18 protein-coding genes and 2 pseudogenes are annotated in these 22,126 nt (G+C 36.5%); all 20 read right to left on the bottom strand.

What is annotated here, in order from left to right; translation table 11 throughout:
- Positions 1 to 7 precede the first annotated feature (7 nt).
- Complete coding sequence (gene mutS / locus ACUN0F_RS14200) at positions 8 to 2,680, bottom strand: DNA mismatch repair protein MutS (protein WP_000196003.1); 2,673 nt, start codon at positions 2,678 to 2,680, stop codon at positions 8 to 10.
- Between the two features lie 181 nt (positions 2,681 to 2,861).
- The gene (cotE, locus tag ACUN0F_RS14195) at positions 2,862 to 3,404 is read right to left on the bottom strand and encodes an outer spore coat protein CotE (protein WP_001288802.1); all 543 of its coding nucleotides are present in this window, start codon (positions 3,402 to 3,404) and stop codon (positions 2,862 to 2,864) included.
- A gap of 125 nt (positions 3,405 to 3,529) precedes the next feature.
- Positions 3,530 to 3,961, bottom strand: coding sequence for a RicAFT regulatory complex protein RicA family protein (locus ACUN0F_RS14190; protein WP_000649386.1), 432 nt, complete (start codon positions 3,959 to 3,961; stop codon positions 3,530 to 3,532).
- Positions 3,962 to 3,964: 3 nt separating this feature from the next.
- Positions 3,965 to 5,494, bottom strand: a complete 1,530-nt coding sequence (gene miaB, locus ACUN0F_RS14185; protein ID WP_001005406.1) for a tRNA (N6-isopentenyl adenosine(37)-C2)-methylthiotransferase MiaB — start codon at positions 5,492 to 5,494, stop codon at positions 3,965 to 3,967.
- 429 nt (positions 5,495 to 5,923) lie between these two features.
- The gene (locus ACUN0F_RS14180) at positions 5,924 to 6,790 is read right to left on the bottom strand and encodes a 2-oxoacid:ferredoxin oxidoreductase subunit beta (protein WP_000190162.1); all 867 of its coding nucleotides are present in this window, start codon (positions 6,788 to 6,790) and stop codon (positions 5,924 to 5,926) included.
- Positions 6,777 to 8,534, bottom strand: a complete 1,758-nt coding sequence (locus ACUN0F_RS14175) for a 2-oxoacid:acceptor oxidoreductase subunit alpha (RefSeq protein ID WP_000625432.1) — start codon at positions 8,532 to 8,534, stop codon at positions 6,777 to 6,779. Before ACUN0F_RS14175 ends, ACUN0F_RS14180 begins: the two co-directional genes overlap by 14 nt.
- A 227-nt stretch (positions 8,535 to 8,761) precedes the next feature.
- The gene (locus ACUN0F_RS14170) at positions 8,762 to 9,685 is read right to left on the bottom strand and encodes a dipeptidase (RefSeq protein WP_445539570.1); all 924 of its coding nucleotides are present in this window, start codon (positions 9,683 to 9,685) and stop codon (positions 8,762 to 8,764) included.
- 58 nt (positions 9,686 to 9,743) lie between these two features.
- Positions 9,744 to 10,004 (bottom strand): stage V sporulation protein SpoVS, encoded by a 261-nt coding sequence (spoVS, locus tag ACUN0F_RS14165; protein ID WP_000404341.1) that lies wholly within the window; start codon positions 10,002 to 10,004, stop codon positions 9,744 to 9,746.
- A 149-nt stretch (positions 10,005 to 10,153) separates the two neighbouring features.
- Positions 10,154 to 10,948 carry a TIGR00282 family metallophosphoesterase gene (locus tag ACUN0F_RS14160; protein ID WP_001221093.1) on the bottom strand — a complete coding sequence of 265 codons (795 nt, stop codon included), beginning with the start codon at positions 10,946 to 10,948 and terminating at the stop codon, positions 10,154 to 10,156.
- Positions 10,949 to 11,102: 154 nt separating this feature from the next.
- Positions 11,103 to 12,665, bottom strand: coding sequence for a ribonuclease Y (gene rny / locus ACUN0F_RS14155; RefSeq protein WP_000099775.1), 1,563 nt, complete (start codon positions 12,663 to 12,665; stop codon positions 11,103 to 11,105).
- Between the two features lie 481 nt (positions 12,666 to 13,146).
- Positions 13,147 to 13,569 (bottom strand): annotated as a pseudogene (locus ACUN0F_RS14150) (recombinase RecA); the annotation flags it as partial.
- 327 nt (positions 13,570 to 13,896) lie between these two features.
- Positions 13,897 to 14,505 (bottom strand): annotated as a pseudogene (gene recA / locus ACUN0F_RS14145) (recombinase RecA); the annotation flags it as partial.
- Between the two features lie 142 nt (positions 14,506 to 14,647).
- Complete coding sequence (cinA, locus tag ACUN0F_RS14140) at positions 14,648 to 15,886, bottom strand: competence/damage-inducible protein CinA (protein ID WP_046956498.1); 1,239 nt, start codon at positions 15,884 to 15,886, stop codon at positions 14,648 to 14,650.
- Positions 15,887 to 15,906: 20 nt separating this feature from the next.
- Positions 15,907 to 16,485: a CDP-diacylglycerol--glycerol-3-phosphate 3-phosphatidyltransferase gene (gene pgsA / locus ACUN0F_RS14135; RefSeq protein WP_001052976.1), complete on the bottom strand. Its 579-nt coding sequence runs from the start codon at positions 16,483 to 16,485 to the stop codon at positions 15,907 to 15,909.
- 63 nt (positions 16,486 to 16,548) lie between these two features.
- A complete protein-coding gene (locus ACUN0F_RS14130; protein WP_000137490.1) occupies positions 16,549 to 17,460 on the bottom strand; it encodes a helix-turn-helix domain-containing protein in 912 nt (303 codons plus the stop codon).
- Between the two features lie 21 nt (positions 17,461 to 17,481).
- Entirely contained in the window at positions 17,482 to 18,267 is a 786-nt protein-coding gene (locus tag ACUN0F_RS14125) for a DUF3388 domain-containing protein (protein ID WP_000574107.1), read from the bottom strand.
- 139 nt (positions 18,268 to 18,406) lie between these two features.
- On the bottom strand, positions 18,407 to 18,655 hold the full coding sequence (locus tag ACUN0F_RS14120; protein ID WP_000114455.1) for a DUF3243 domain-containing protein: 249 nt from the start codon (positions 18,653 to 18,655) through the stop codon (positions 18,407 to 18,409).
- A 75-nt stretch (positions 18,656 to 18,730) separates the two neighbouring features.
- The gene (gene ymfI, locus ACUN0F_RS14115) at positions 18,731 to 19,444 is read right to left on the bottom strand and encodes an elongation factor P 5-aminopentanone reductase (protein WP_000759593.1); all 714 of its coding nucleotides are present in this window, start codon (positions 19,442 to 19,444) and stop codon (positions 18,731 to 18,733) included.
- Positions 19,445 to 19,543: 99 nt separating this feature from the next.
- Complete coding sequence (yfmH, locus tag ACUN0F_RS14110; RefSeq protein WP_445539569.1) at positions 19,544 to 20,830, bottom strand: EF-P 5-aminopentanol modification-associated protein YfmH; 1,287 nt, start codon at positions 20,828 to 20,830, stop codon at positions 19,544 to 19,546.
- The gene (gene yfmF, locus ACUN0F_RS14105) at positions 20,831 to 22,105 is read right to left on the bottom strand and encodes an EF-P 5-aminopentanol modification-associated protein YfmF (RefSeq protein WP_000772440.1); all 1,275 of its coding nucleotides are present in this window, start codon (positions 22,103 to 22,105) and stop codon (positions 20,831 to 20,833) included.
- Positions 22,106 to 22,126 lie beyond the last annotated feature (21 nt).

The raw sequence follows: 22,126 nt of genomic DNA, 5'->3' as shown, positions 1-22,126 counted from the left end.
TACTTACTCATCCTTTCTTTAACTTTTTCTGCAAGCGATACAGTTCGTTCATCGCCTCTAAAGGTGTCATATCAAGTAAATCAATTTTTTTAATTTGCGCAAGTACTGCCGTTTCTTTTGCATCTAGAACTGGCTTGTCTTGTTTTTTCGAAGATTGTTCTCCACCAAAGAATGATAATTGCGATTCTTCCTCAGTCTCTACTTTCGTCTCTTGTATTTCTGCTGGTTCTTCTTTTACAACAGCTGCTTCTGGAGCCACTTCTTGTACTTTCACTTCTGTACGCTTTGGAATAATAATTTCTTCTTGTCCTTCTAGTTGCGCTAACACTTCTTTCGCACGGGCGATTAAGCTATCTGGAAGCTCCGCAAGTTGCGCAACGTGAATTCCGTAACTTTTATCAGCTGCTCCATCTTGAATTTTATGAAGGAATACTACTTTTCCGTTCTCTTCAATAGCTGAAACGTGTACATTCTTCAATTGTCCTAAACTTTCTTCTAGCACCGTCAATTCATGATAATGCGTAGAGAATAACGTTTTCGCACCAATTTGGTCATGAATATGTTCAATGATTGCTTGTGCAAGTGCCATACCATCATACGTAGATGTACCGCGTCCAATTTCATCGAATAAAATTAAACTTCTTTCTGATGCATTTGCAATTGCATTTTTCGCTTCTAACATTTCGACCATAAATGTACTTTGACCCGAAATTAAATCATCCGCTGCACCAATTCTCGTAAAGATTTGATCGAATACAGGTAATACCGCTTCTGTTGCTGGTACGAAACAACCAATCTGTGACATAACAGTTACAAGTGCTAATTGTCTCATATACGTACTTTTACCAGACATGTTCGGTCCTGTAATTAAAAAGACATCCATCTTCTCCGGCATAATACAATCATTCGGTACATACAATTTCCCGTTCAATACTTTTTCAACGACAGGATGACGACCATCTTTAATAAAGATTTCGCGCTTAGTTGTTAAAACCGGTTTTACAAACTGTTCTTCTTCACTAACTGTGGCGAAACTTTGCAGTACGTCTAATTCACTAATTACTTTCGCTAAATGTTGTAATTTCGGAATAAATACTTTTACTTCTTCACGAAGCGCTGTAAATAAATCATATTCTAATTGTACAATTTTCTCTTCTGCCTCTAAGATTAATGTTTCTTTTTCTTTCAATTCATCTGTAATGAAACGTTCCGCATTAGCAAGCGTTTGTTTACGCTCATAGCGGCCTTCTGGAAGCGCTGCAAGATTCGCCTTCGTCACTTCAATGTAGTAGCCGAAAATACGGTTGTACCCGATTTTTAACGATTTAACTCCTGTAATATCACGCTCTCGTTTTTCAAGCTCAGCGATCCACGTTTTCCCGTTTTTACTAACGTAACGATATTGATCAAGCTTGTCATTATAACCGTCTTTAATAATATCTCCATCTTTAATAGAAAGCGGTGGGTTTTCTTGAATACTTCTTCCTAGTAATTCAGTTAAGCTCTCACATGGATCCGCACCTTGAATTAACCTTGCTGCATAAGCATTATCTAACAGACTAATCGCTTCTAAAATAGCCGGTACTTGAAGTAAAGATCGTCTTAACTGTAATAAGTCCCGTGCATTCACATTACCAAATGCAACTTTCCCTGCTAAACGTTCTAAATCATATACTTCTTTTAATTTTTCTTTTAAATCTTCACGTAAGAAGTAATCATTTACAAATGTTTCAACCATTTCTAAACGCTCTTCTACTTTTTCTTTTTGGATCAGCGGACGTTCCATCCACTGTTTTAACATACGACCACCCATAGCTGTTTTCGTTTTATCTAATAGCCATAATAATGATCCTGTTTTTTCTTTCGTTCGGAGTGTTTCTGTCAGCTCTAAATTTCGCTTTGAATGCACATCAATTTTCATAAATTGATTCGTATAATAAATTTCCACTGGTTGTAAATGGTCTAACGAACGTTTTTGCGTTCTTATTACATAGTTAAATAAGCGTCCAACTGCTTTAATTAACTTTGCTTGCGAAACGTTTTTCACAAGATGTTCTAACCCTTCCGGAATCGTTGTTGCATCTTCATACGAAATCGTCATTTTTAATGTTGCAGTTAATTTATTTAATTCATCTTTTGAAAATGTAGAATCTACAACAATTTCTTTTGAACCAGTTGCATACACTTCTAATAAAATATCTTCTACTGAACCTGTTAACAACGTTACTGTATTTTGTCCAGTCGTTAAATCATTACAAGCTAAAGCATACGATCCATCTTCAAAATATGTTAATGCTGCTAAGAAGTTATTTTCTTTCTCATCAATAGTACGCCCTTCCATCATCGTTCCTGGCGTAATTAGTTGTACGACTTCACGGCGTACTACACCTTTAGCTGTTTTTGGATCTTCCACTTGCTCACAAACAGCTACTTTATATCCTTTTTCAACAAGTTGTTCAATATAATTTTTAGCTGCATGATGTGGTACACCGCACATCGGTATACGATCACTACTACCACCATCTCGGCTCGTTAATGTAATTTCAAGTTCATGAGCTGCTTTAACCGCATCTTCAAAGAACATTTCATAAAAATCACCTAATCGGAAAAATAAAAAGGCATCTTGATAGTCTGCCTTAACCTTTAAATATTGCTGTATCATAGGGGTATATTGAGTCATACTTTTCCTCCATAATTCTTACATAGTAATCAATTTTCATATATGTCACACTTCACGGACATCCATATCTCCTATTTCAGGAGTCTTTCCTCATTATAGCACATTTCATAAGGAATCATGTTCATTCAAGCATCACTTATGTAAAGTAAAAAGCTAGGAAGAACTTCTCCCTAGCTTTCTATTACTCTTCTTCTGCATCGACGATAAAGTTCGGATCTAATTCTTCAAACTCATCATCATCGACTTGGAAATCCTCGTCTGATTCTACGCAACCTTCAGGATTTACACTTACACAAATTTTCGTTTCCCCAACTACTTCTGTTACAAATTCACGTTCTACAGTTACAACAATTTTATTACCATTTGGTGATACAAGAGCTTCTAAACAATTTGGTGGCTGAATGACACGAGCAATAATTTCTAAATCATCACCAGAAAAGTTTTTATCACGATACCCAATACTCACTTCATCAGTGTAGTTCACACGTTCTGTTACAACTTCTGTCTTTGTATTACCATCAAATGAATACCAAGTGTTCACATCATAGAAACCTTCAATTTCCACATGCTTTCCATTCTTTCTTGCTTCGTACGAGTGGTTAATTACCCAGCACCCTAAAATACTTGTTGGCTCATTATTCGATTCACATGTATGCGTTGACTTTGTATACTTACGTCCTTTTCCAACCACTGCTTTTGTAATAATCTCTCTAAATTCGGACATTCGTAACCCTCCTCAATCACTATTCACTTAATCATATGCGTGACAATAGCGGAATGTGTCATTCTTTTTTCGAGAAGAACTTACGTTTAACCCATTAAAAAAAGAGATGTCAATTCGACATCTCTTTAACAACCACAATTTCCTTTTTTACTTTCTACTGCTGCGCCCGTTTCACCCTTCAATACATCGCCATTAGTCGAAATTAATATTTCATCTGTTACGTTGTTAGAAATCGTACTTGCAACTAGCTGTAGTAAGTCATTTACATATGTTTGTGAAGATTTAAATTCTTGCACAACTGGGATACTATCCAACTTATCTTGCAATGCATCAATGTCAGCTTCTACTTTTTTCAAAGCTTCCCATTTCCCGTAATGCTGCAAGTTTACTGCTTGTTTTTGCAGTGCTTTAATTTCATCAATTGCGCGCTTTACATTTTCATTTTTATGAATTTGCGCCTCTGCTTTCTTAAAGAAATCAACTTCTTCTGTTTCAGAAATCATTTTTGCTAATTCTTTCGCTTGTTCAACAATTTCATCTTTCGAATATGCTTTCATCTATTATTCCACCTCAATCGGCTCTTCAACTAATTCCCCGTTAAGAGACCAAGTTTTTGCTTCCGTTACTTTTACTTTCACAAGCTGACCAATTAAAGATTTTGAAGCGACGAAGTTTACAAGTTTATTCGTACGAGTATAACCTGCGAGTACTTCTGGATTATTTTTACTTTCCCCATCAACTAACACTTCCACAATTTGACCTTTGTAACGATTATTCTTTTCAATTGCCAACGTATTGACTAGTGTATTTAAGCGTTGAAGACGTTCTTTTTTCACTTCCATCGGTACATTATCTTTCATTTTTGCAGCTGGTGTACCTTCGCGCGGAGAATAAATAAAGGTAAAAGCAGTATCAAATCCTACTTCACGATATAACGACATCGTTTCTTCAAATTGCTCATCTGTTTCATTCGGGAAACCAACGATAATATCAGTTGTGAATACTGCATTTGGAATTGCTTCTTTAATTTTTCTTACAAGTTCTAAATAATGCTCACGTGAATATTTGCGCGCCATAATTTTTAACATATCTGTGCTTCCAGATTGAACTGGTAAGTGAATATGTTCTACTAAGTTTCCACCTTTTCCAAGCACTTCAATTAAGTGATCATCGAAATCACGTGGATGGCTCGTTGTAAAACGAATACGGGCAATATCAACTTTACGGAGTTCGTCCATTAAATCGCCAAGACCGTATTCGAAATCTTCAAAGTCTTTACCATATGCATTTACGTTCTGGCCAAGTAATGTAATTTCTTTATAACCATTCGCAGCTAAATGACGAATTTCTTGGATAATGTCTTCTGGACGTCTGCTTCGCTCTTTTCCACGTGTATACGGCACGATACAATATGTACAGAACTTATCACAGCCATACATAATATTTACCCAAGCTTTAATATCACCACGGCGTACTTTCGGAAGGTTTTCAATTACATCCCCTTCTTTTGACCAAACTTCAACTACCGTCTCCTTCGAGAACATCGCATCTTTAAGAATATACGGCAATCTATGAATATTATGCGTTCCAAACACCATATCTACATGCTGATTTTTTTGCATAATTTTATTTACAACAGATTCTTCTTGAGACATACAACCACATACACCAATTAAAAGGTCCGGATTTCTTCTTTTTAATGACTTTAAATGACCTAGTTCACCGAAAACTTTATTTTCAGCATTTTCACGAATTGCACAAGTATTTAATAAAACTACATCTGCATCTTCAGTTGAAAAGGTTGGCTCATATCCAAGTGCGGTGAAAATACCCGCCATTACTTCCGTATCATGCTCATTCATTTGACAACCATATGTACGAATATAGAACTTTCTTCCTGTACCAAAATTGCGAAATTCTTCAGATAAGCCAAAATCCCGTTCAATTTTAACTTCTTCTCTCCCTCGTTTTTTCGCATCTTTTAAGGAAGGTGGTTGGTATACACTTTCAAAGTATTTACTATAATCTTTCTCTTCTTTTTTCGTAGAGGAATTTGCTTGTCGACTTGCTAATCGTTGTTGCTCGTTCATCGGTAATCTCCTTTCACCCTTAACTATACACACTCTATAGTCCATTTTAATGCGCTTTGACTCACCTCAAAAATGGTTAGATAGCTTGAGAGATAACTTGTCCTTTGAAACTTGAGTAATCAATCTAATCATTCATAAGAATGAAGTCTTCCCCACACAAATAGACATTCCCTTTTCATACTTCTTTTTGTCCTATCCAAAAGCATATTGCTTTATCCCTATAAACATTACCATAGTATGAAGCGTTGCGCCAATTTTAACAAGAAAGAGGCTCTGTCTGATCTTACATTTCATCAGCAATGAACTCGCCATTTTCATACAACGATTTATATATTATTTTACCATTCTGAATTTTCTAAGTAAATAAGACTACCCTATATTTTTTACTCATAAAAAAAGGTTACCAAATGGCAACCTCCTCTTCTTACATTACATAAATTCAGCTACGAGTTCATCAAACATTTTCTGATCCATATTTAAATCAGCTTGCACTAAAGGCTTCTCACTATAGCCTTTTACAAGTTCTTGGTATGAAGGTTGCGCTGTATTTTGATATATTAAACCTGTTACTAATCCGTTATTTTCCATTAACGTTTGCATAGCCATCATGCGATTAGACGGATCATATCCCTCTACTGTACTTAGTTTTGTTAAATTCTCTTTAAACCAATCGTAAGTATTTACTTTATTGTAAGTAACACATGGGCTGTATACGTTAATTAATGAAAATCCTTTATGGTTAATACCAGCTTCAATAATTTGTGTTAATTCTTTTAAATCACTTGAAAAGCTTTGCGCCACAAATGTCGCACCAGCTGTTAAAGCCATTTCCATAACATTTAGTGACGGTTCAATTGAACCTTGTGGTGTGCTTTTCGTTTTAAATCCAGCTTCACTGCGCGGTGAAGTTTGCCCTTTTGTTAATCCGTAAATTTGGTTATCCATTACGATGTACGTAATGTCGATGTTACGACGAATAGAATGGATTGTATGTCCCATACCAATCGCAAATCCATCACCGTCACCACCTGATGCGATAACTGTTAAATCACGATTTGCCATTTTCACACCTTGTGCAATTGGAAGGGCACGACCATGAATACTATGCACACCATATGAATTAATATAACCTGAAATACGACCTGAACAGCCGATACCGGAGACAACAGCAAGTTCATCTGGATTTAAACCAACGTTAGCTGCCGCACGTTGAATTGCAGCTTGCACCGAGAAGTCTCCGCAACCTGGGCACCAGTTTGGTTTTACGCTGTTACGAAAGTCCTTAAATGTTGCCATTTAATACAACCCCTTTTTTGCATTCGTTGTAAATCTCTTTCGGCAAGAATGGGTTCCCATCATATTTTAAAAGACTAGAAATTTTCTCACCGTTACCAAGATTCATTTTCATAATGTTAGCAAGCTGACCTGTTGCGTTGTTTTCTACCACTACAACACGCTTCGCATTTTTCACAAGTGGATCGATTTCAGCTGTCGGGAACGGGTGAATTAAGCGTACATGAGCATGGTTTACTTTCATACCCTCTTGTTCTAAACGCTCCATTGCTTCTTCGATCGCACCACGAGTTGAGTTAAATCCAACAAGCAATACGTCCGCTTCTTCATGCTTAACATTTTTATAGACAGGGGTATTAAACTTCAAGTTCTCCATTTTACGGAAACGTTTGTCCATTTGATCTTTACGGTTTATTGCTGATTCAGATGGTTTACCAGTTTCATCATGTTCTACACCTGTAACATGGTGAACACCATTTTTCATACCAGGTAAAACACGTGGTGAAACGCCATCTTCGGTTACTTCATAGCGCTTGAAGTATGCTTTATTTTCACGTTCTGGTAATTCCGCTTCTAAATCAAGCTTACCACGACGAATTTCCACTTTATCTAACGTAAGCGGTTCTACAGTTTGTTTTCCTAAAGAAAGCTGTAAATCCGTTAAGAAAATAACAGGTACTTGATATTCTTCAGCTAGGTTAAATGCTTCTACAATATCATAGAAAGCTTCTTCAACTGTACTTGGCGCCATTACGATTTTTGGAATCTCACCGTGCGTACCGTAAATCATCGCCATTAAATCCGACTGCTCTTGTTTCGTTGGTAATCCTGTACTTGGACCACCACGTTGTGTATCAACAATTACTAATGGTGTTTCTGTAATACCCGCTAAACCAATCGCTTCCATCATTAAAGATAGACCCGGACCGGCAGATGCAGTTAATGTACGAACACCAGCATAGTTTGCACCGATTGCCATTGTACAAGCTGCGATTTCATCCTCAGTTTGGATTACTGTTCCACCAACTTTTGGCAATTTTTTAATTAAGTATTCCATAATTTCAGATGCAGGTGTAATTGGATATGCAGACATAAAGCGAGCACCACCAGCTACCGCACCAAATGCGATTGCATCGTTTCCAATCATAAACATGCGTTTCTTACCATCAGCTTTTTCAAGCTGCATCATGTTTACTTTCTCACCAAGCAATTCTTTCATATATTGAGAGCCGCGCTTAATTGCGTCCATATTCTTTTGAACGACTTGCTCTCCTTTACGACCAAAGATTTCTTCAACAACATTTAAATAAGCTGTTTCATCTAATCCTAATACCGCACTTGATGCCCCAACAGCAACCATGTTTTTCATTAATGATGTGCCTAATTCTGAAGCAATATCTGTAAACGGTATCACATATAGATTTACATCTGTATTATCAGGTATTGTTGGATTAAATTTCGCATCCGCAACTACAATTCCACCTGGACGTAGTTCGTGGAAGTTAAAATCAATTGTTTCTTGATCAAAAGCAATTAAAATATCTAAATCATCTGAGATCGCGCGTACTTCTGTTGTACTTACGCGAATTTTATTATTTGTATGGCCGCCTTTAATACGTGATGAGAAGTGGCGGTAACCGTATAGGTAATATCCTAATCGGTTTAATGCAATACAGAAGATTTCTCCTGTACTTTCAATTCCTTCACCTTGTTGGCCTCCAACTTTCCATGAAAGTTGACTAATCATCTCCTACACCCCTTTTGGCTGCATTCATTGTAGTGTATTTTTTTACAGTAATAGTTTAGCATTTTTTATACAAATAAACTACAACGGACGCAAATTATGCCTCTTCTGATTTCCCTGAATCTTTAGTATAAAGCTATTTTGTTTTTCATTCTAGTATTAGGTCTTAAAAAAAGAAATAATATCAAATGAATTAATTCTAATTTTTCTGGATTTTTAAAACAAAAATCTTAAAAGCTTATATGTTCAACAAAATTATCATATAAAAATCGCTCTACAGTAGATGCAGCATAGTGTTTACAAAGCTCATTCATTACATTTTCATAATCTCGATACGCTGATACATTTACAACTGTTTCTAATATCCCATCAAAATCCGAACCAAACCCTATATTGTTCTCTCCACCTAATGAACAAATATATTCGATATGTCTTACTATATCTGTTATATTCGCTTGTTTTTCATTTGTTAAAAACTGCGGTACGAAAGTGACACCTATCATGCCATTTCGCTTTATAAGAGCTTTAAGTTGTTCATCGTTTAAATTACGTGGATGCTGACAAAGTTTCATACAGTTTGAGTGGGAAGCAATAGGATTTTTTGCACTTTCTACAACATCCCAAAAACTTCTTTCATTCAGATGAGACACATCAGTCCATACATGTAACATATTAAGTTCTTGTACAACGTCTTTACCGAAAGTCGTTAAACCCGCCCCACGTGTCTCTAGCGCACCATCAGCTAATAGATTGGCATAATTCCATGTTAGTCCAAAAGAACGTACTCCTAGGCGATACAACAACCGTAATTTCATTGCATCTTTTCCAATTGCTTCGCATCCTTCTAGTGTTAATATCGCTCCAATCTCGTCCTGTTTTAACATGTTAATATCATCTTTTGTCTGAATAAACTTTACACCCGGTAATGATAAAATTTCATTATAAAAAATATCTACCATTTGTAATGCCGCTTCAAATCGTTTTTCATATAGCACTGTTTCTGGCACATATATAGCAAAACATTGTATACTTCCTTTTCTTCTCTTTAACTGTTCAAATGTAATATGTAATTGCGGATCATGTTTAAAATCCTTTTTCCCTTGTGCACTCCATAACTGAAGAAGCACATCACAATGAGCATCAAAAATTTTCATTTTCATTCCTCCATTATAAAAACAACCTGTTTGCATACTGCAAACAGGTTGTTTAAACTTAACGAGGTTCTACAATTAATTTTATTGCTGTACGTTCTTCCCCATCAATCATAATATCCGTAAACGCTGGGATACAAATCAGGTCCAAACCACTAGGCGCTACAAATCCTCTTGCAATTGCTACTGCCTTTACCGCTTGGTTCAATGCACCTGCACCAATGGCTTGAATTTCTGCTGTTCCGCGTTCGCGAATAACACCTGCAAGTGCACCAGCTACAGAATTAGGGACCGACGTTGCTTTAACTTTTAATATTTCCATTCCGCGTTTCCTCCTCGTTTCTATAAAAAGTATTAGCAATTATTTCACTTTAACTTATATTCACGAGGAATGACGCGTATTCCTGCTAAATTTCTGTAATTTTTCTAAAAAATTAAAAAATAATAACTTTTCTAAATCTTATCCAGAAATTACTCAAAAAATGGCTGATCATCATTAATTAAGATACGCTGGATTTTCTTAGCTTTTCCTGTATTAGGATCCACATCAACTAGCACTGCACTTAATTGTGTTCTACCACTTGTCACTTCAAATCGTACTGGTAAGTTTGTTAAAAACTTCTTCAATACCGCTTCTCGATCCATACCTAAAATCCCATCGTAAGGACCTGTCATACCAACATCTGTGATATATGCGGTTCCGCTTGGTAAAATACGATTATCTGCTGTAGGAACATGTGTATGTGTACCCACTACTGCTGTAGCACGACCATCTACATACCAACCTAACGCTTGTTTTTCACTTGTAGTTTCCGCATGAAAATCAATAAAGATAATATTCGTACGTTTTTTTGCAATGTTAATTAATTCATCCACTTTACGGAATGGACAATCAATTGGAGGAAGGAATGTACGTCCTTGTAAGTTAATAACTGCAACTTCTGTTCCATTGCAGTTCACAAAGATAAGTCCTTTTCCTGGAGTTCCTTCTGGGAAGTTAGCTGGTCTTGCAAGATATTTTGCGTCATCAATAAATTCAAATACTTCACGGTTATCCCAAGCGTGGTTTCCAAGTGTAACCGCTTGTGCCCCGCATTCTAAAAAGTTTCGATATATTTTTTCCGTAATTCCACGTCCACCTGCTGCATTTTCTCCATTAATAATGGTTACTGTAGGTGTATATTTCTTCTTTAATGCCGGTACGTATTGTTGAATCATACCTCTACCAGGAGATCCTACTACATCCCCAACAAATAATATTCTCATATGTCTTACCCTTCCTATGTACTACATTTTTTATTACTATAGCTTCAAGTGATTTCCTTACAATATATTTATTATAAGTTCGTTTCACTTGTATACTAATTCCCTTTATTTTAACCAATTCCAACACAAAAAAATAAAGTGGTGTTTCACCACTTTATTTTGCGTATTCCACTGCACGTGTTTCACGAATAACAGTTACTTTAATATGTCCTGGGTAATCCAGTTCATTCTCAATACGTTTTCGAATATCACGAGCTAAACGATGAGCTTCTAAATCATCAATTGTATCTGGTTTTACCAGAATACGAACTTCTCGTCCTGCTTGAATTGCGAAAGATTTTTCTACGCCTTCATAAGACTCTGAAATCTCTTCCAACTTTTCAAGACGACGAATATAGTTCTCAAGTGTTTCACTACGAGCTCCAGGTCTTGCAGCTGATAATGCATCTGCTGCTGCAACTAAAACTGCAATGATAGAAGTTGGTTCTGTGTCCCCATGGTGAGATGCAATACTGTTTATAACTACAGGATGCTCTTTATACTTCGTTGCGAGTTCGACACCAATTTCAACGTGGCTACCTTCTACTTCATGATCAATTGCTTTACCGATATCATGTAATAGACCAGCACGTCTTGCTAGTTTTTCATCCTCACCAAGCTCCGCTGCCATAAGTCCAGTTAAATATGCAACTTCCATAGAGTGTTTTAAGACGTTTTGTCCGTAACTTGTACGGTATTTTAAACGACCTAAAATCTTAATTAAATCTGGATGTAATCCGTGAACACCCACTTCAAACGTTGTTTGCTCTCCGACTTCGCGAATATACTCGTCCACTTCACGTCTTGATTTTTCGACCATCTCTTCAATACGCGCTGGGTGAATACGTCCGTCCTGTACTAGTTTATCAAGAGCGATACGAGCTGTTTCACGACGAATTGGGTCGAATCCAGAAAGGATAACCGCTTCTGGTGTATCATCGATAATTAGGTCAATACCTGTTAACGTTTCTAACGTACGAATATTTCGACCTTCACGTCCGATAATACGTCCCTTCATTTCGTCATTTGGAAGATTTACAACCGAAACGGTTGTTTCAGCAACATGATCAGCTGCACATCTTTGCATTGCAAGAGATAAAATCTCTTTTGCTTTCTTATCCGCTTCTTCTTTCGCACGAACTTCACTTTCTTTTACCATTACGGCAATTTCATGAGAAACTTCACTTTCTACTTTACCAAGAATAATTGCTTTCGCTTGTTCGCGTGTCAGATTGGAAATGCGCTCTAATTCTGTTTGTTGCTTTTGAACTAACTCTCCCACTTTGCTTTCCAACTCTTCAATCTGTTGTTGTCTCGCTACAAGAGAATCCTCTTTCTTTTCTAACTGTCGCTCGCGTTTATCGAGCGTTTCGTCTTTACGATCAAGGTTCTCTTCTTTTTGCATTAAACGATTTTCTTGTTTTTGTAATTCGCTTCTACGGTCACGAATTTCTAATTCAGCTTCTGTACGAAGTGTATGAATTTCATCCTTTGCTTCTAAAAGCGCTTCTTTCTTAAGTGCTTCAGCCTCACGATTCGCTTCGTCTAGAATACGTTTCGCTTCGTTAGCTGCACCATTAATCTTCGCTTCAGCAATAGACTTTCGAACAAAAAAGCCAACAACTGCACCGACTGTTGCAAGCAAAATGGAGATGAGTATCCAAACTGTACTACTCATGATTTCACCTCCCCTTGCTATGAATGAAAAAAAGACTGTCGGCATGTACATTGAATACCAACATACAGCAAAGACCGTCGTCCCGCTTTTTTAAGGGACTTTCTTCATTTCACAATTAAAATGTCATATTATTATTTCGGCAAGATTTAAGTCTTACTCCGAATATTACTTCTCTTCTTGAGAAGAGTGTTTCGTATATAAGAAAAAATATACATTCTCATTGTATCTATCGCAATTTTCATTGTCAAGCGTTGTCTACTTTTACTTTCTTTACCTTCAGCTCTAATTCATATATGAATTTAAAAAGAAGACAGCATATTATCCTGGAAAACCTTAGTGAATTCCAGTTTATGCATACAAAACATGCATATATCCCTCTTTATACATAGCCTTTTAGGCAGATTACATATTTTATCTCCAACGATATACAACGCTTTCATAATAATTAAAAATAAAAGACACGGAACGTGTCTTTTATTTTTTAATCTTGAAGATTTGAATCTTCCGTTTCTTCAGCACCAGAGTCTTCACCAATTCCGTGATGGTCACGAACAAAGAAGGCAATTTCCTCTCTTAAATCCGTATTCTCTTTTAAGAATTGCTTCGAATTTTCACGACCTTGCCCTAAACGCTCTTCATTATAAGAGTACCAAGCACCACTCTTTTGAACGATATCAAGTTCAGAAGCCATATCTAAGATTTCACCTTCTCTTGAAATACCTTCTCCGTACATAATATCAACTTCAGCAACACGGAATGGTGGTGCCACTTTATTTTTAACTACTTTTACTTTTGTTTTATTACCAACGATGTCGTTACCTTGCTTTAATTGCTCCGCACGACGCACTTCAAGACGAACTGTTGAATAGAATTTCAACGCACGACCACCTGGAGTTGTTTCTGGCACTATCTATAGATTTTCCATCTCTATAGTCCGGACTATCTCTTCATCTCTTTACAGAGAGCCTTGCACTTCCAGCAGTAGCCTATCATCTGCCGTACCCTACTCAGTTAACTAAAAGTCCTTTTCGGTAGTCTCTACACCTTCCCCATATAAATATGAAGCTTGGCACGGTATTACCCTAAATAATGGTGGGCTTCACCGTTAGCAACTATATAAATAGTTACACCCTTAGGCAATAAGGTTCACAAGGTTTTTTAACATGCTATCACTAGCAAGGGAAACCCATGGTAAACTCCTTAATCTTTACGATTAAGCAACTTGTGGTTGATTTCCGAACATAACCCCAACTTTTTCACGAATTTGGTTAATAAAGATTGCGATTGTTTTTGATTTATTAATTGCACCTGACAGCTTACGAAGTGCTTGAGACATTAAACGAGCTTGTAGACCTACGTGTGAGTCACCCATGTCTCCTTCAATCTCAGCTTTCGGTACAAGAGCTGCTACAGAGTCAATTACGATAATATCAACCGCGCCACTTCGTACAAGTGCTTCTGCGATTTCTAGCCCTTGCTCCCCTGTATCAGGTTGTGATAATAGTAATTCATCTATGTTAACGCCTAATTTTTGTGCATATACAGGATCCATTGCATGCTCCGCATCAATAAACGCTGCTTGTCCACCTTGACGCTGTACTTCCGCGATTGCGTGTAATGAAACTGTTGTTTTCCCTGAACTTTCTGGTCCATAAATTTCGATAATACGACCACGTGGGTAGCCGCCTACCCCTAATGCCACATCAAGTGCTAAAGAACCACTTGAAATTGTAGAAATTCTACGCTCCGCTTGTTCTCCTAATTTCATAATTGAACCTTTACCGAATTGCTTCTCTATTTGTTTTAACGCCATATCTAACGCCGCTTGACGATCACTCATTCAAAATTCCTCCTTAACTGAATTGCTAATCTTATTATACCTATTTTCAATTCAATTTGCCAACAAAATCGAACATTTATTCGATTTTTTTATTTTCCATTAAATAAAAATGAGTTTAACCATAAAAAAAGCTAGAAGAAACTTATATCTCTTCTAGCTTTTTATATAAATGATAAAATCCATATTTCACCGAACGTTCCCTAATTTGTTGACGACTTCCACTTAAAATAAGAGGAAAGACTACAGTTGGTTCATCCTTAATCGCCAATCCAACGAATACTGTTCCCGGCTCTTTATGTTCTGAAGCATCCGGTCCTGCTACCCCAGTGAAACTAATTCCGATATCCGCTTTTAATAAGCCCTTAACATTTTCAGCAAGATAACGAGCACATTCTTTACTAACTGCACCATCAGTAGACAACACTTCCGCAGGTACATGTAAAACATGTTGCTTCACATCATTATGATAACAAATGATACCGCCTTTAAATACCGAAGACACACCAGCACTTTCTGTTACTTGATTGCCAAAGAGACCACCGGTTAAACTTTCTGCACACGCTAAAGTTAATCCTTTTTTCTTCAATAACTCTATCGCCTTATCATGCAGAAACTCTTGATCATACCCGTAGAAAAATTTTCCTACTCTTTCTAAAATCAAATCTTCCATATGCTGAATGCGTTTCGCAGCTTCATCAGCATTTTGATGTTTGGCAGTTAAACGTAGTGTCACTTCTCCATCATTCGCAAGGGGGGCGATTGTCGGGTTCGTTTGTCCATCAATTAAATCTTGAACTTTCACTTCTAATTGAGATTCCCCAATCCCGAAAAAGCGAAGCACACGAGAATAAATGTTTTCTCCTGTTGTAAAGTTACGTAAAAAAGGCTCTACATAACTTATATACATCGGCTTCATCTCTTTCGGTGGTCCTGGTAATAAAATATAAACTTTCCTGTTCTTATTTAGCCCCATACCAGGTGCCATGCCGTGATCATTCGCAAATACAGTTGCTCCATTCAAAACGAGCGCTTGCTTTTTATTATTCTCTGTGAACTCGCGACCTGTACGCTTAAAGTACTCGCTTATCGATGCTAATGCCTTTTCATCATATACAAGCTCTTCACCCAACCTAGAAGATATCGTTTCTTTCGTCAAATCATCTTTTGTCGGGCCTAATCCACCTGTGAAAATAAGTATGTCAGCACGTTCTTCCGCAACTTCAATCGCCTGCTGTAATCGCTTGTTATTATCTCCAACTACAGTATGGTAGTACACATTAATTCCGATTGAAGCTAACTTTTCAGATAAAAACTGGGCATTTGTATTTGCAATTTGTCCAAGTAATAATTCAGTTCCAACCGCAATAATTTCAGCATTCATCCCAATTCCCCCATAAACTTCTATTTTGAGTTTACAAAAGCAGCTCTATTTTTCCAGAAATAATCCCACCCTGAAATAACAGTAAAGATTAATGCAATCCATATGAAAATATCAGCAACTGGGATATGGATTAAATTTAAAGGTACATCGTGTAATAAATACGCCGCAATTGCAATAATTTGTGTCCACGTCTTAATTTTCCCTAACTGATTTGCTGCCACTACTTCTCCTGTTCCAGCAAGTACAAGGCGTAAACCAGTTACTGCAAACTCACGGCTGATAATTACAATAACGATCCAAGCAGGTACGTATTGCATCTCAACTAATGTAATAAGCGCTGCTGAAACAAGTAATTTATCAGCTAACGGGTCAAGAAACTTCCCTAAATTCGTTACAAGATTATACTTTCTTGCGTAATGTCCATCAATCCAATCTGTAGCCGAAGCAATAATAAAGATAAGTGCCCCTACTAAATGTTGAATTGGTAAATCAACATCACCAATTGTGTATGAACCCCATTCAAAGGGCGCTAACATAATTACCATAAAAATTGGAATTAAGAAGATTCTAGATATTGTAATTTTATTTGGTAAATTCACAGCTATTCCTCCATCATATCAAAAACATTTGTTCATTGAAAAAAGTCATCGAGGCGATGACTATTATTGTGCTGGTTGCCCTATCCCTTGGTTTTTTATCACCAATCTTTGGTGAAGTTCTTTTTCTGGATCCAATGGATAAGCGACCACTTGGCCATTCAGTTTAACTTCAACATTCGTTGCATTCCCAATATTAAGTCGCACTTCTTTTAATGTTGATACATCACGTTTTTCTATTTGGCCCTCTTGTACTGTAGCGTTTAGAATCACATTCCCCGCATCATCTTTAACATCTACATAACTCGCACCTTTACCCGATATTTCCAGTTCTAATGTTTTATTGTTATGAATTTCCAAAGTAGATACTTTACCAGTTGTACCAACTACTTTTACTTCTTCTTGTCCCGTTGGTTGTGCTGGTTGTTCCTCTTTCTTTGGCTCTTCTTTCTTTGGTTCCTCTTTTTTCGGCTCTTCCGCTTTCACTTCATCTTTCTTCGTATCTAACGGAGAGTTTTCTGCTTTTTTAACTTCAATTTTCTCACTTTGAGCATTCGGAACTTTCTCATCACCTTTTCCAGTTAACGCTTGGAAAACAAACCAAATTACCACTCCAAATGCAATTACTAATAGCGCAACTAAAACTTTCGGCATATGATCTGCAATTGGCCATGATGAAGATTTTTGCATTGTTTCTTGTGTTTTCTGTCCTGTTGATACTTGTGGAACGTCGCGTTTTTCAGATTGTGGTATCGTACTCTGATACTCTACAAGCAGTTCCTCTCCATTTAACCCAACCGCATCTGCGTATTGTTTAATGAATGCACGCGCATAAAAAGCTCCTGGCAATACATCATAATTGCCTTCCTCAATCGCTACTAAATGGCGTTTTTGAATTTTTGTAATCTCATGCAGCTGATCCATAGACAAGCCCTTCGTTCCTCTTGCTTCTTTCAGCTTTTGTCCTAATTCTGTCACTACTAACACCTCAATATTTCTTTAAAAGTCAAACATAGAGAAATTATTTTGCGTACCTTGCTCAATTTCATCTACTAAATTATATTGAATTTCTTCATCATAATCGTTACGCAACTCGATAATATAATCAAAATCATCCAATGTGTATTCTGACTGACTCACAAATACGTCAGGATGTTCCACAACTTTCGTTGCAGGTAATCTCATAATTTCACGAACAAGCTGCCAATGCCTTTCGTTAGCACGCTTTGTTGACACGATTCCATCTAAGATAAAAATATTGTCGTCGCTATACTCATCTTCAATCAATTGACTACGAACAGTTTGCTTAATAAGAGTAGATGATACAAATAACCATCTTTTATTTGCACAAACACTAGCGGCAACAATGGATTCTGTTTTTCCGACACGAGGCATTCCTCGTATCCCGATTAGTTTATGACCTTCTTTTTTCATTATTTCAGCCATAAAGTCTACAAGTAACCCTAATTCATCACGTACAAATCGAAATGTCTTCTTATCATCTGCATCTCGTTGTATGTACCTACCATGTCTAACCGCTAGCTTATCTCTTAGCTTTGGCGGACGATATTTCGTTACCGTTATGTTATCCATCGTATTTAAAATTGATTCAAGTCTAGAGATTTGCTCTTGATTATCACACATAAGGAGTAATCCACGTCGTGCATTATCTACACCATTAATTGTGACAATATTAATGCCGAGCATACCGATTAACGAAGAAACGTCACCAAGCAAGCCAGGTCGGTTTTTATGTATTTCATATTCAAAATACCATTCAATCATCCAAGATCACTCCCCTTGCTTACTTTACACCTACGTACTATATTATATGATTTCACCTTAATAGGGAAGCTAAATGTATAATCTATCCCGTTCAATTATTATACAAAAAAAATAGAGAGGAGAATCTCCTCTCTATTTTTTACTTATGCTGTACAAACTTCACCATTAAGTTTGCGATTGTATGTTGCTCTTGTTCATCAGCAACTTTCCAAAGCTCAGACAATAATTTCTCTTGATCGTTGCGCGCTTCTACTTCATTTGCTAAATAATCTCCAACACGAAATGCCATATCTGATACAGCACCACCATCAAGACCTTTTCCTGATGCCTGTTCTAAACGTTCTCCTAAAAAGCTCTTCCATTGATCAAAATTATCTAAAACTGACATGTGTAAGCACCTCACTACTTAGTAATAGAATCATGCTTAATTTGTACAGTTTTTCATTTTTTATGTAAGAAATTTTTAGCAATGCCAACCACCATTTACTCCGATAATTTGTCCAGTTATGTAAGATGCTCCTGGTGATACGAGGAATGACACTGTTTTCGCTACCTCTTCTGGTAGTCCCAACCTGCCTAACGGGATCTCTTCAGCAATTTCATTCTTATCCTCTTCTGAAAATACTTGTAACATTTCCGTTTCAATTGCACCTGGCGCCACCGCGTTAACCCTTAATCCACTTAATGAAACTTCTTTCGCTAAAGCTTTCACATATGAATTTTGTGCACCTTTCACCATCGAGTAAAGCACTTCACATGATGCGCCGATTTGGCCCCATATAGAAGAAACAAGTACAATATTACCACTTCTCCGCTGAATCATAGATGGCAGCGCCCTTGATAATAATTTATAGATACTCTTCACTTGAAGTTCTACCATATAATTCAATTCATCGTTCGTTACATCTGTTACGAGTCCAAAGATACTCTTCCCAGCTGCATATACGATAACATCAAGAGGATGTTCAATTTGTTCCCACAACTGCTCTGCCCCATCAGTAGAAGCTAAATTCGCTTGAACAGGAATCACTTCACCCCATTCTTTCTGCAACTCGTTCACTTTCTCTTCACCGTTATTATAATGAACATATACTGTATATCCATCTTGAATTAATTGTTTTGAAATAGCAGAGCCAATCCCTCCGCTTCCTCCAGTTACTAATGCATACTTTTTCATACAATTCCTCTCTTATCTCAACAAAATCTTTCTCCTATAAATAATACCCTCATCTTACAATTTATCAATGATAAGATGAGGGTATTATTATGAAATCTTTTATTTTTTCGGTAAAACTTGACAAACACTCATTTTCTCTTCTGATAATAATAATTTGGCTACTTCTTGTAAATCTTGAACAGTTAAACTTTCTAATACAGTCAATGCCTCAAACAGACTAGATTCATTAAACGCATATCGTGTAAATTGATTTGCAATATACTCCGGCGAATTCAACGAGCGTAAAAAGCCACCTATTTTCTTTTTCTTTACTCGTTCTAATGCCACTTCATCTAATTGATCATAATTTGTATTTAGTAAAATGCTTTTCAAACGCTCTTCCAGCTCATCAGGTTGCTTCGTATCGCCGCCAACCATTGCAAAACCGAAGTTATTCTCTTCCGTATAATCATACGAGAACGAATCATCAATAAGACCTTCATTATATAAAGATTCGTAATGAACGGAGCTTTTCCCAAATAAATAATCTAAAAGTAACGTAAGCGCAATTTCTTGTTTTAAAAGGGCTTTCCCTTTTTCTTTTAAATTTGTCGCTTTAATACCAACTAAACATTTCGGTGTTTGTACAGGCATGGAAATAATTTTCTTCTTTTCATTTACCTCATCTGGTTCTTCCTCAAATGAACGTACAATTTCTGGCTGGTTTTTATAATCTTTTTTCGCTTGATTTTCACGTACTAAATCCATTGTTTTCTCTGGATCAATTGCCCCCACAACGAACAATAACATATTGCTCGGATGATAAAATGTTTCATAACATTCATATAATAAGTCTTTCGTAATTTTACTAATAGACTCGATTGTCCCTGCAATATCAATTTTAATTGGGTGCTTTACAAACAAGCTATCAATTAATCCAAAGTATAAGCGCCACTCTGGATTATCTTGATACATTTGAATTTCTTGCCCAATAATCCCCTTCTCTTTTTCAACTGTTTTTTCAGAGAAGTAAGGCTCTTGTACGAAGTTTAACAATGTATTTAAATTTTGTTCTACATTTGATGTACATGAAAACAGGTAAGCTGTTCTTGTGAAAGATGTGAAAGCATTTGCTGATGCTCCTTGTTTACTAAACAATTGGAAAGCATCGTGATCTTCTTTTTCAAATAATTTATGCTCAAGAAAATGAGCAATTCCATCAGGCACACGAATCATTTCTTCTTTACCTAGTGGTACGAATGTATTATCCATAGAACCATATTTTGTCGTAAACGTTGCAAATGTTTTATTAAATCCTTGCTTCGGTAAAATATATACATCTAATCCATTAGGAAGTTTTTCATAATAGAGTGTCTCTTTTAATTGCTCATAAACAATTTTCTCCATTTATTCTCCCTCCGTTCCATGTAAAAAGTAAATTGTATCTAGTTCAATATTTTTAGCAACTTTCACAATCTCTTCTTTCGTTACACTTTCAATACCTGAAAGCCATTCTTCAACCGGACGCGTACGGTCTGAAATAATACCATGATACAGCATTTCCACAAATCCGCGCGGTGTATCAATCGCTTCTAATATTTGATTTTGAATGACACTTTTCGTTTGATGCATCTCTTCTTCAGAAAAATCACCATTTTGCATCGCCAACATTTGTTCTTTAATAATCTCAACAGCTTTTTCATAATTTTTCGCTTCGATCCCTGACATGACAAACAATAAGCCTTTATGACTTTCAAAGCGAGACGCTGCATAGTACGCTAAACTATTTTTTTCACGAACGTTAACGAATAACTTCGAATGAGAAAATCCTCCAAACAATCCATTGAACAATTGTAGTGCAAAATAATCTTCGTCTTTATACGTAATAAACGTACGATAACCAATGTGTAATTTACTTTGTTTTAATTCTTGTTTTTCAACAACTTCTTTTTCTTCATTATTTCTCTTATGAAGAAGTACATTTCTTTCTCTCGCAGGACGCGCTGAAATAGAAAAATACTTACTTACAAGATCCACTGCGTTTTCTGAAATATCACCAATAATGTATAGATCCATTTCATCTTCTGCTAACACTTTTTGATAATATTGATACAAACTTTCATTTGTAATAGAAGAAACACTCTCTTTTTTCCCATGTGCACTTAAACGATACGGTTCTACTTTGCACATTTCTTCAATTAAACGCTCGTTTGCATAGCGCATTTTATCATCGTACGTAGCTTCAATTCGTTGCAAGAGCGCTCTCTTTTCACTTTCTACGATAGAAGGTAAAAAACCATCCCCCTCTGTTGCTGGATGTAAAACGATATCCGATAACATAGAAAGTGCTTTTTCAAATAGCGGTGGTGCATCATGTAAATATACTTCATTTGCAATGTCTACATAAATAGAGATAATATGGTCTTCTCCTTTTTTACTTACATCTACTGCCAAAGAAGATCCGTATAATTCTTCTAAATATTGACGAAGACGAATTACAGAAGGAAGCTTTTCTGTCGCACTTTGCAATACGTATGGCAATAGGGCACGCTCTGTCACCGTCTCTTCATTTAAAGGTGCTTTAAAACGAAATACAAAAGTATTTGTTTTATATTTATCAGTCGGGATAATATGTACTCGCAAACCACCTAACTCATGTAACCGTTGTTCCATTAGTTTCATTTATAGCCCTCCTTTACGTAT

This window comes from Bacillus sp. 1A (assembly GCF_052682215.1).
Note: the sequence above shows the minus strand (reverse complement) of the source record. Positions and strands in the feature narration are given on the sequence as shown.

Coding starts and splice junctions, on each gene's coding strand:
- cotE (WP_001288802.1), bottom strand. CDS start 3,404: ATGTCCGAATTTAGAGAGATTATTACAAAAGCAGTGGTTGGAAAAGGA.
- ACUN0F_RS14175 (WP_000625432.1), bottom strand. CDS start 8,534: ATGATTAGTCAACTTTCATGGAAAGTTGGAGGCCAACAAGGTGAAGGA.
- yfmF (WP_000772440.1), bottom strand. CDS start 22,105: ATGAAACTAATGGAACAACGGTTACATGAGTTAGGTGGTTTGCGAGTA.
- cinA (WP_046956498.1), bottom strand. CDS start 15,886: ATGAATGCTGAAATTATTGCGGTTGGAACTGAATTATTACTTGGACAA.
- miaB (WP_001005406.1), bottom strand. CDS start 5,494: ATGAACGAGCAACAACGATTAGCAAGTCGACAAGCAAATTCCTCTACG.
- yfmH (WP_445539569.1), bottom strand. CDS start 20,830: ATGGAGAAAATTGTTTATGAGCAATTAAAAGAGACACTCTATTATGAA.
- ACUN0F_RS14190 (WP_000649386.1), bottom strand. CDS start 3,961: ATGAAAGCATATTCGAAAGATGAAATTGTTGAACAAGCGAAAGAATTA.
- ACUN0F_RS14160 (WP_001221093.1), bottom strand. CDS start 10,948: ATGAGAATATTATTTGTTGGGGATGTAGTAGGATCTCCTGGTAGAGGT.
- ACUN0F_RS14120 (WP_000114455.1), bottom strand. CDS start 18,655: ATGTCAGTTTTAGATAATTTTGATCAATGGAAGAGCTTTTTAGGAGAA.
- ACUN0F_RS14180 (WP_000190162.1), bottom strand. CDS start 6,790: ATGGCAACATTTAAGGACTTTCGTAACAGCGTAAAACCAAACTGGTGC.
- ymfI (WP_000759593.1), bottom strand. CDS start 19,444: ATGAAAAAGTATGCATTAGTAACTGGAGGAAGCGGAGGGATTGGCTCT.
- ACUN0F_RS14170 (WP_445539570.1), bottom strand. CDS start 9,685: ATGAAAATTTTTGATGCTCATTGTGATGTGCTTCTTCAGTTATGGAGT.
- ACUN0F_RS14125 (WP_000574107.1), bottom strand. CDS start 18,267: ATGATTGAATGGTATTTTGAATATGAAATACATAAAAACCGACCTGGC.
- rny (WP_000099775.1), bottom strand. CDS start 12,665: ATGAGTAGTACAGTTTGGATACTCATCTCCATTTTGCTTGCAACAGTC.
- spoVS (WP_000404341.1), bottom strand. CDS start 10,004: ATGGAAATATTAAAAGTTAAAGCAACGTCGGTCCCTAATTCTGTAGCT.
- mutS (WP_000196003.1), bottom strand. CDS start 2,680: ATGACTCAATATACCCCTATGATACAGCAATATTTAAAGGTTAAGGCA.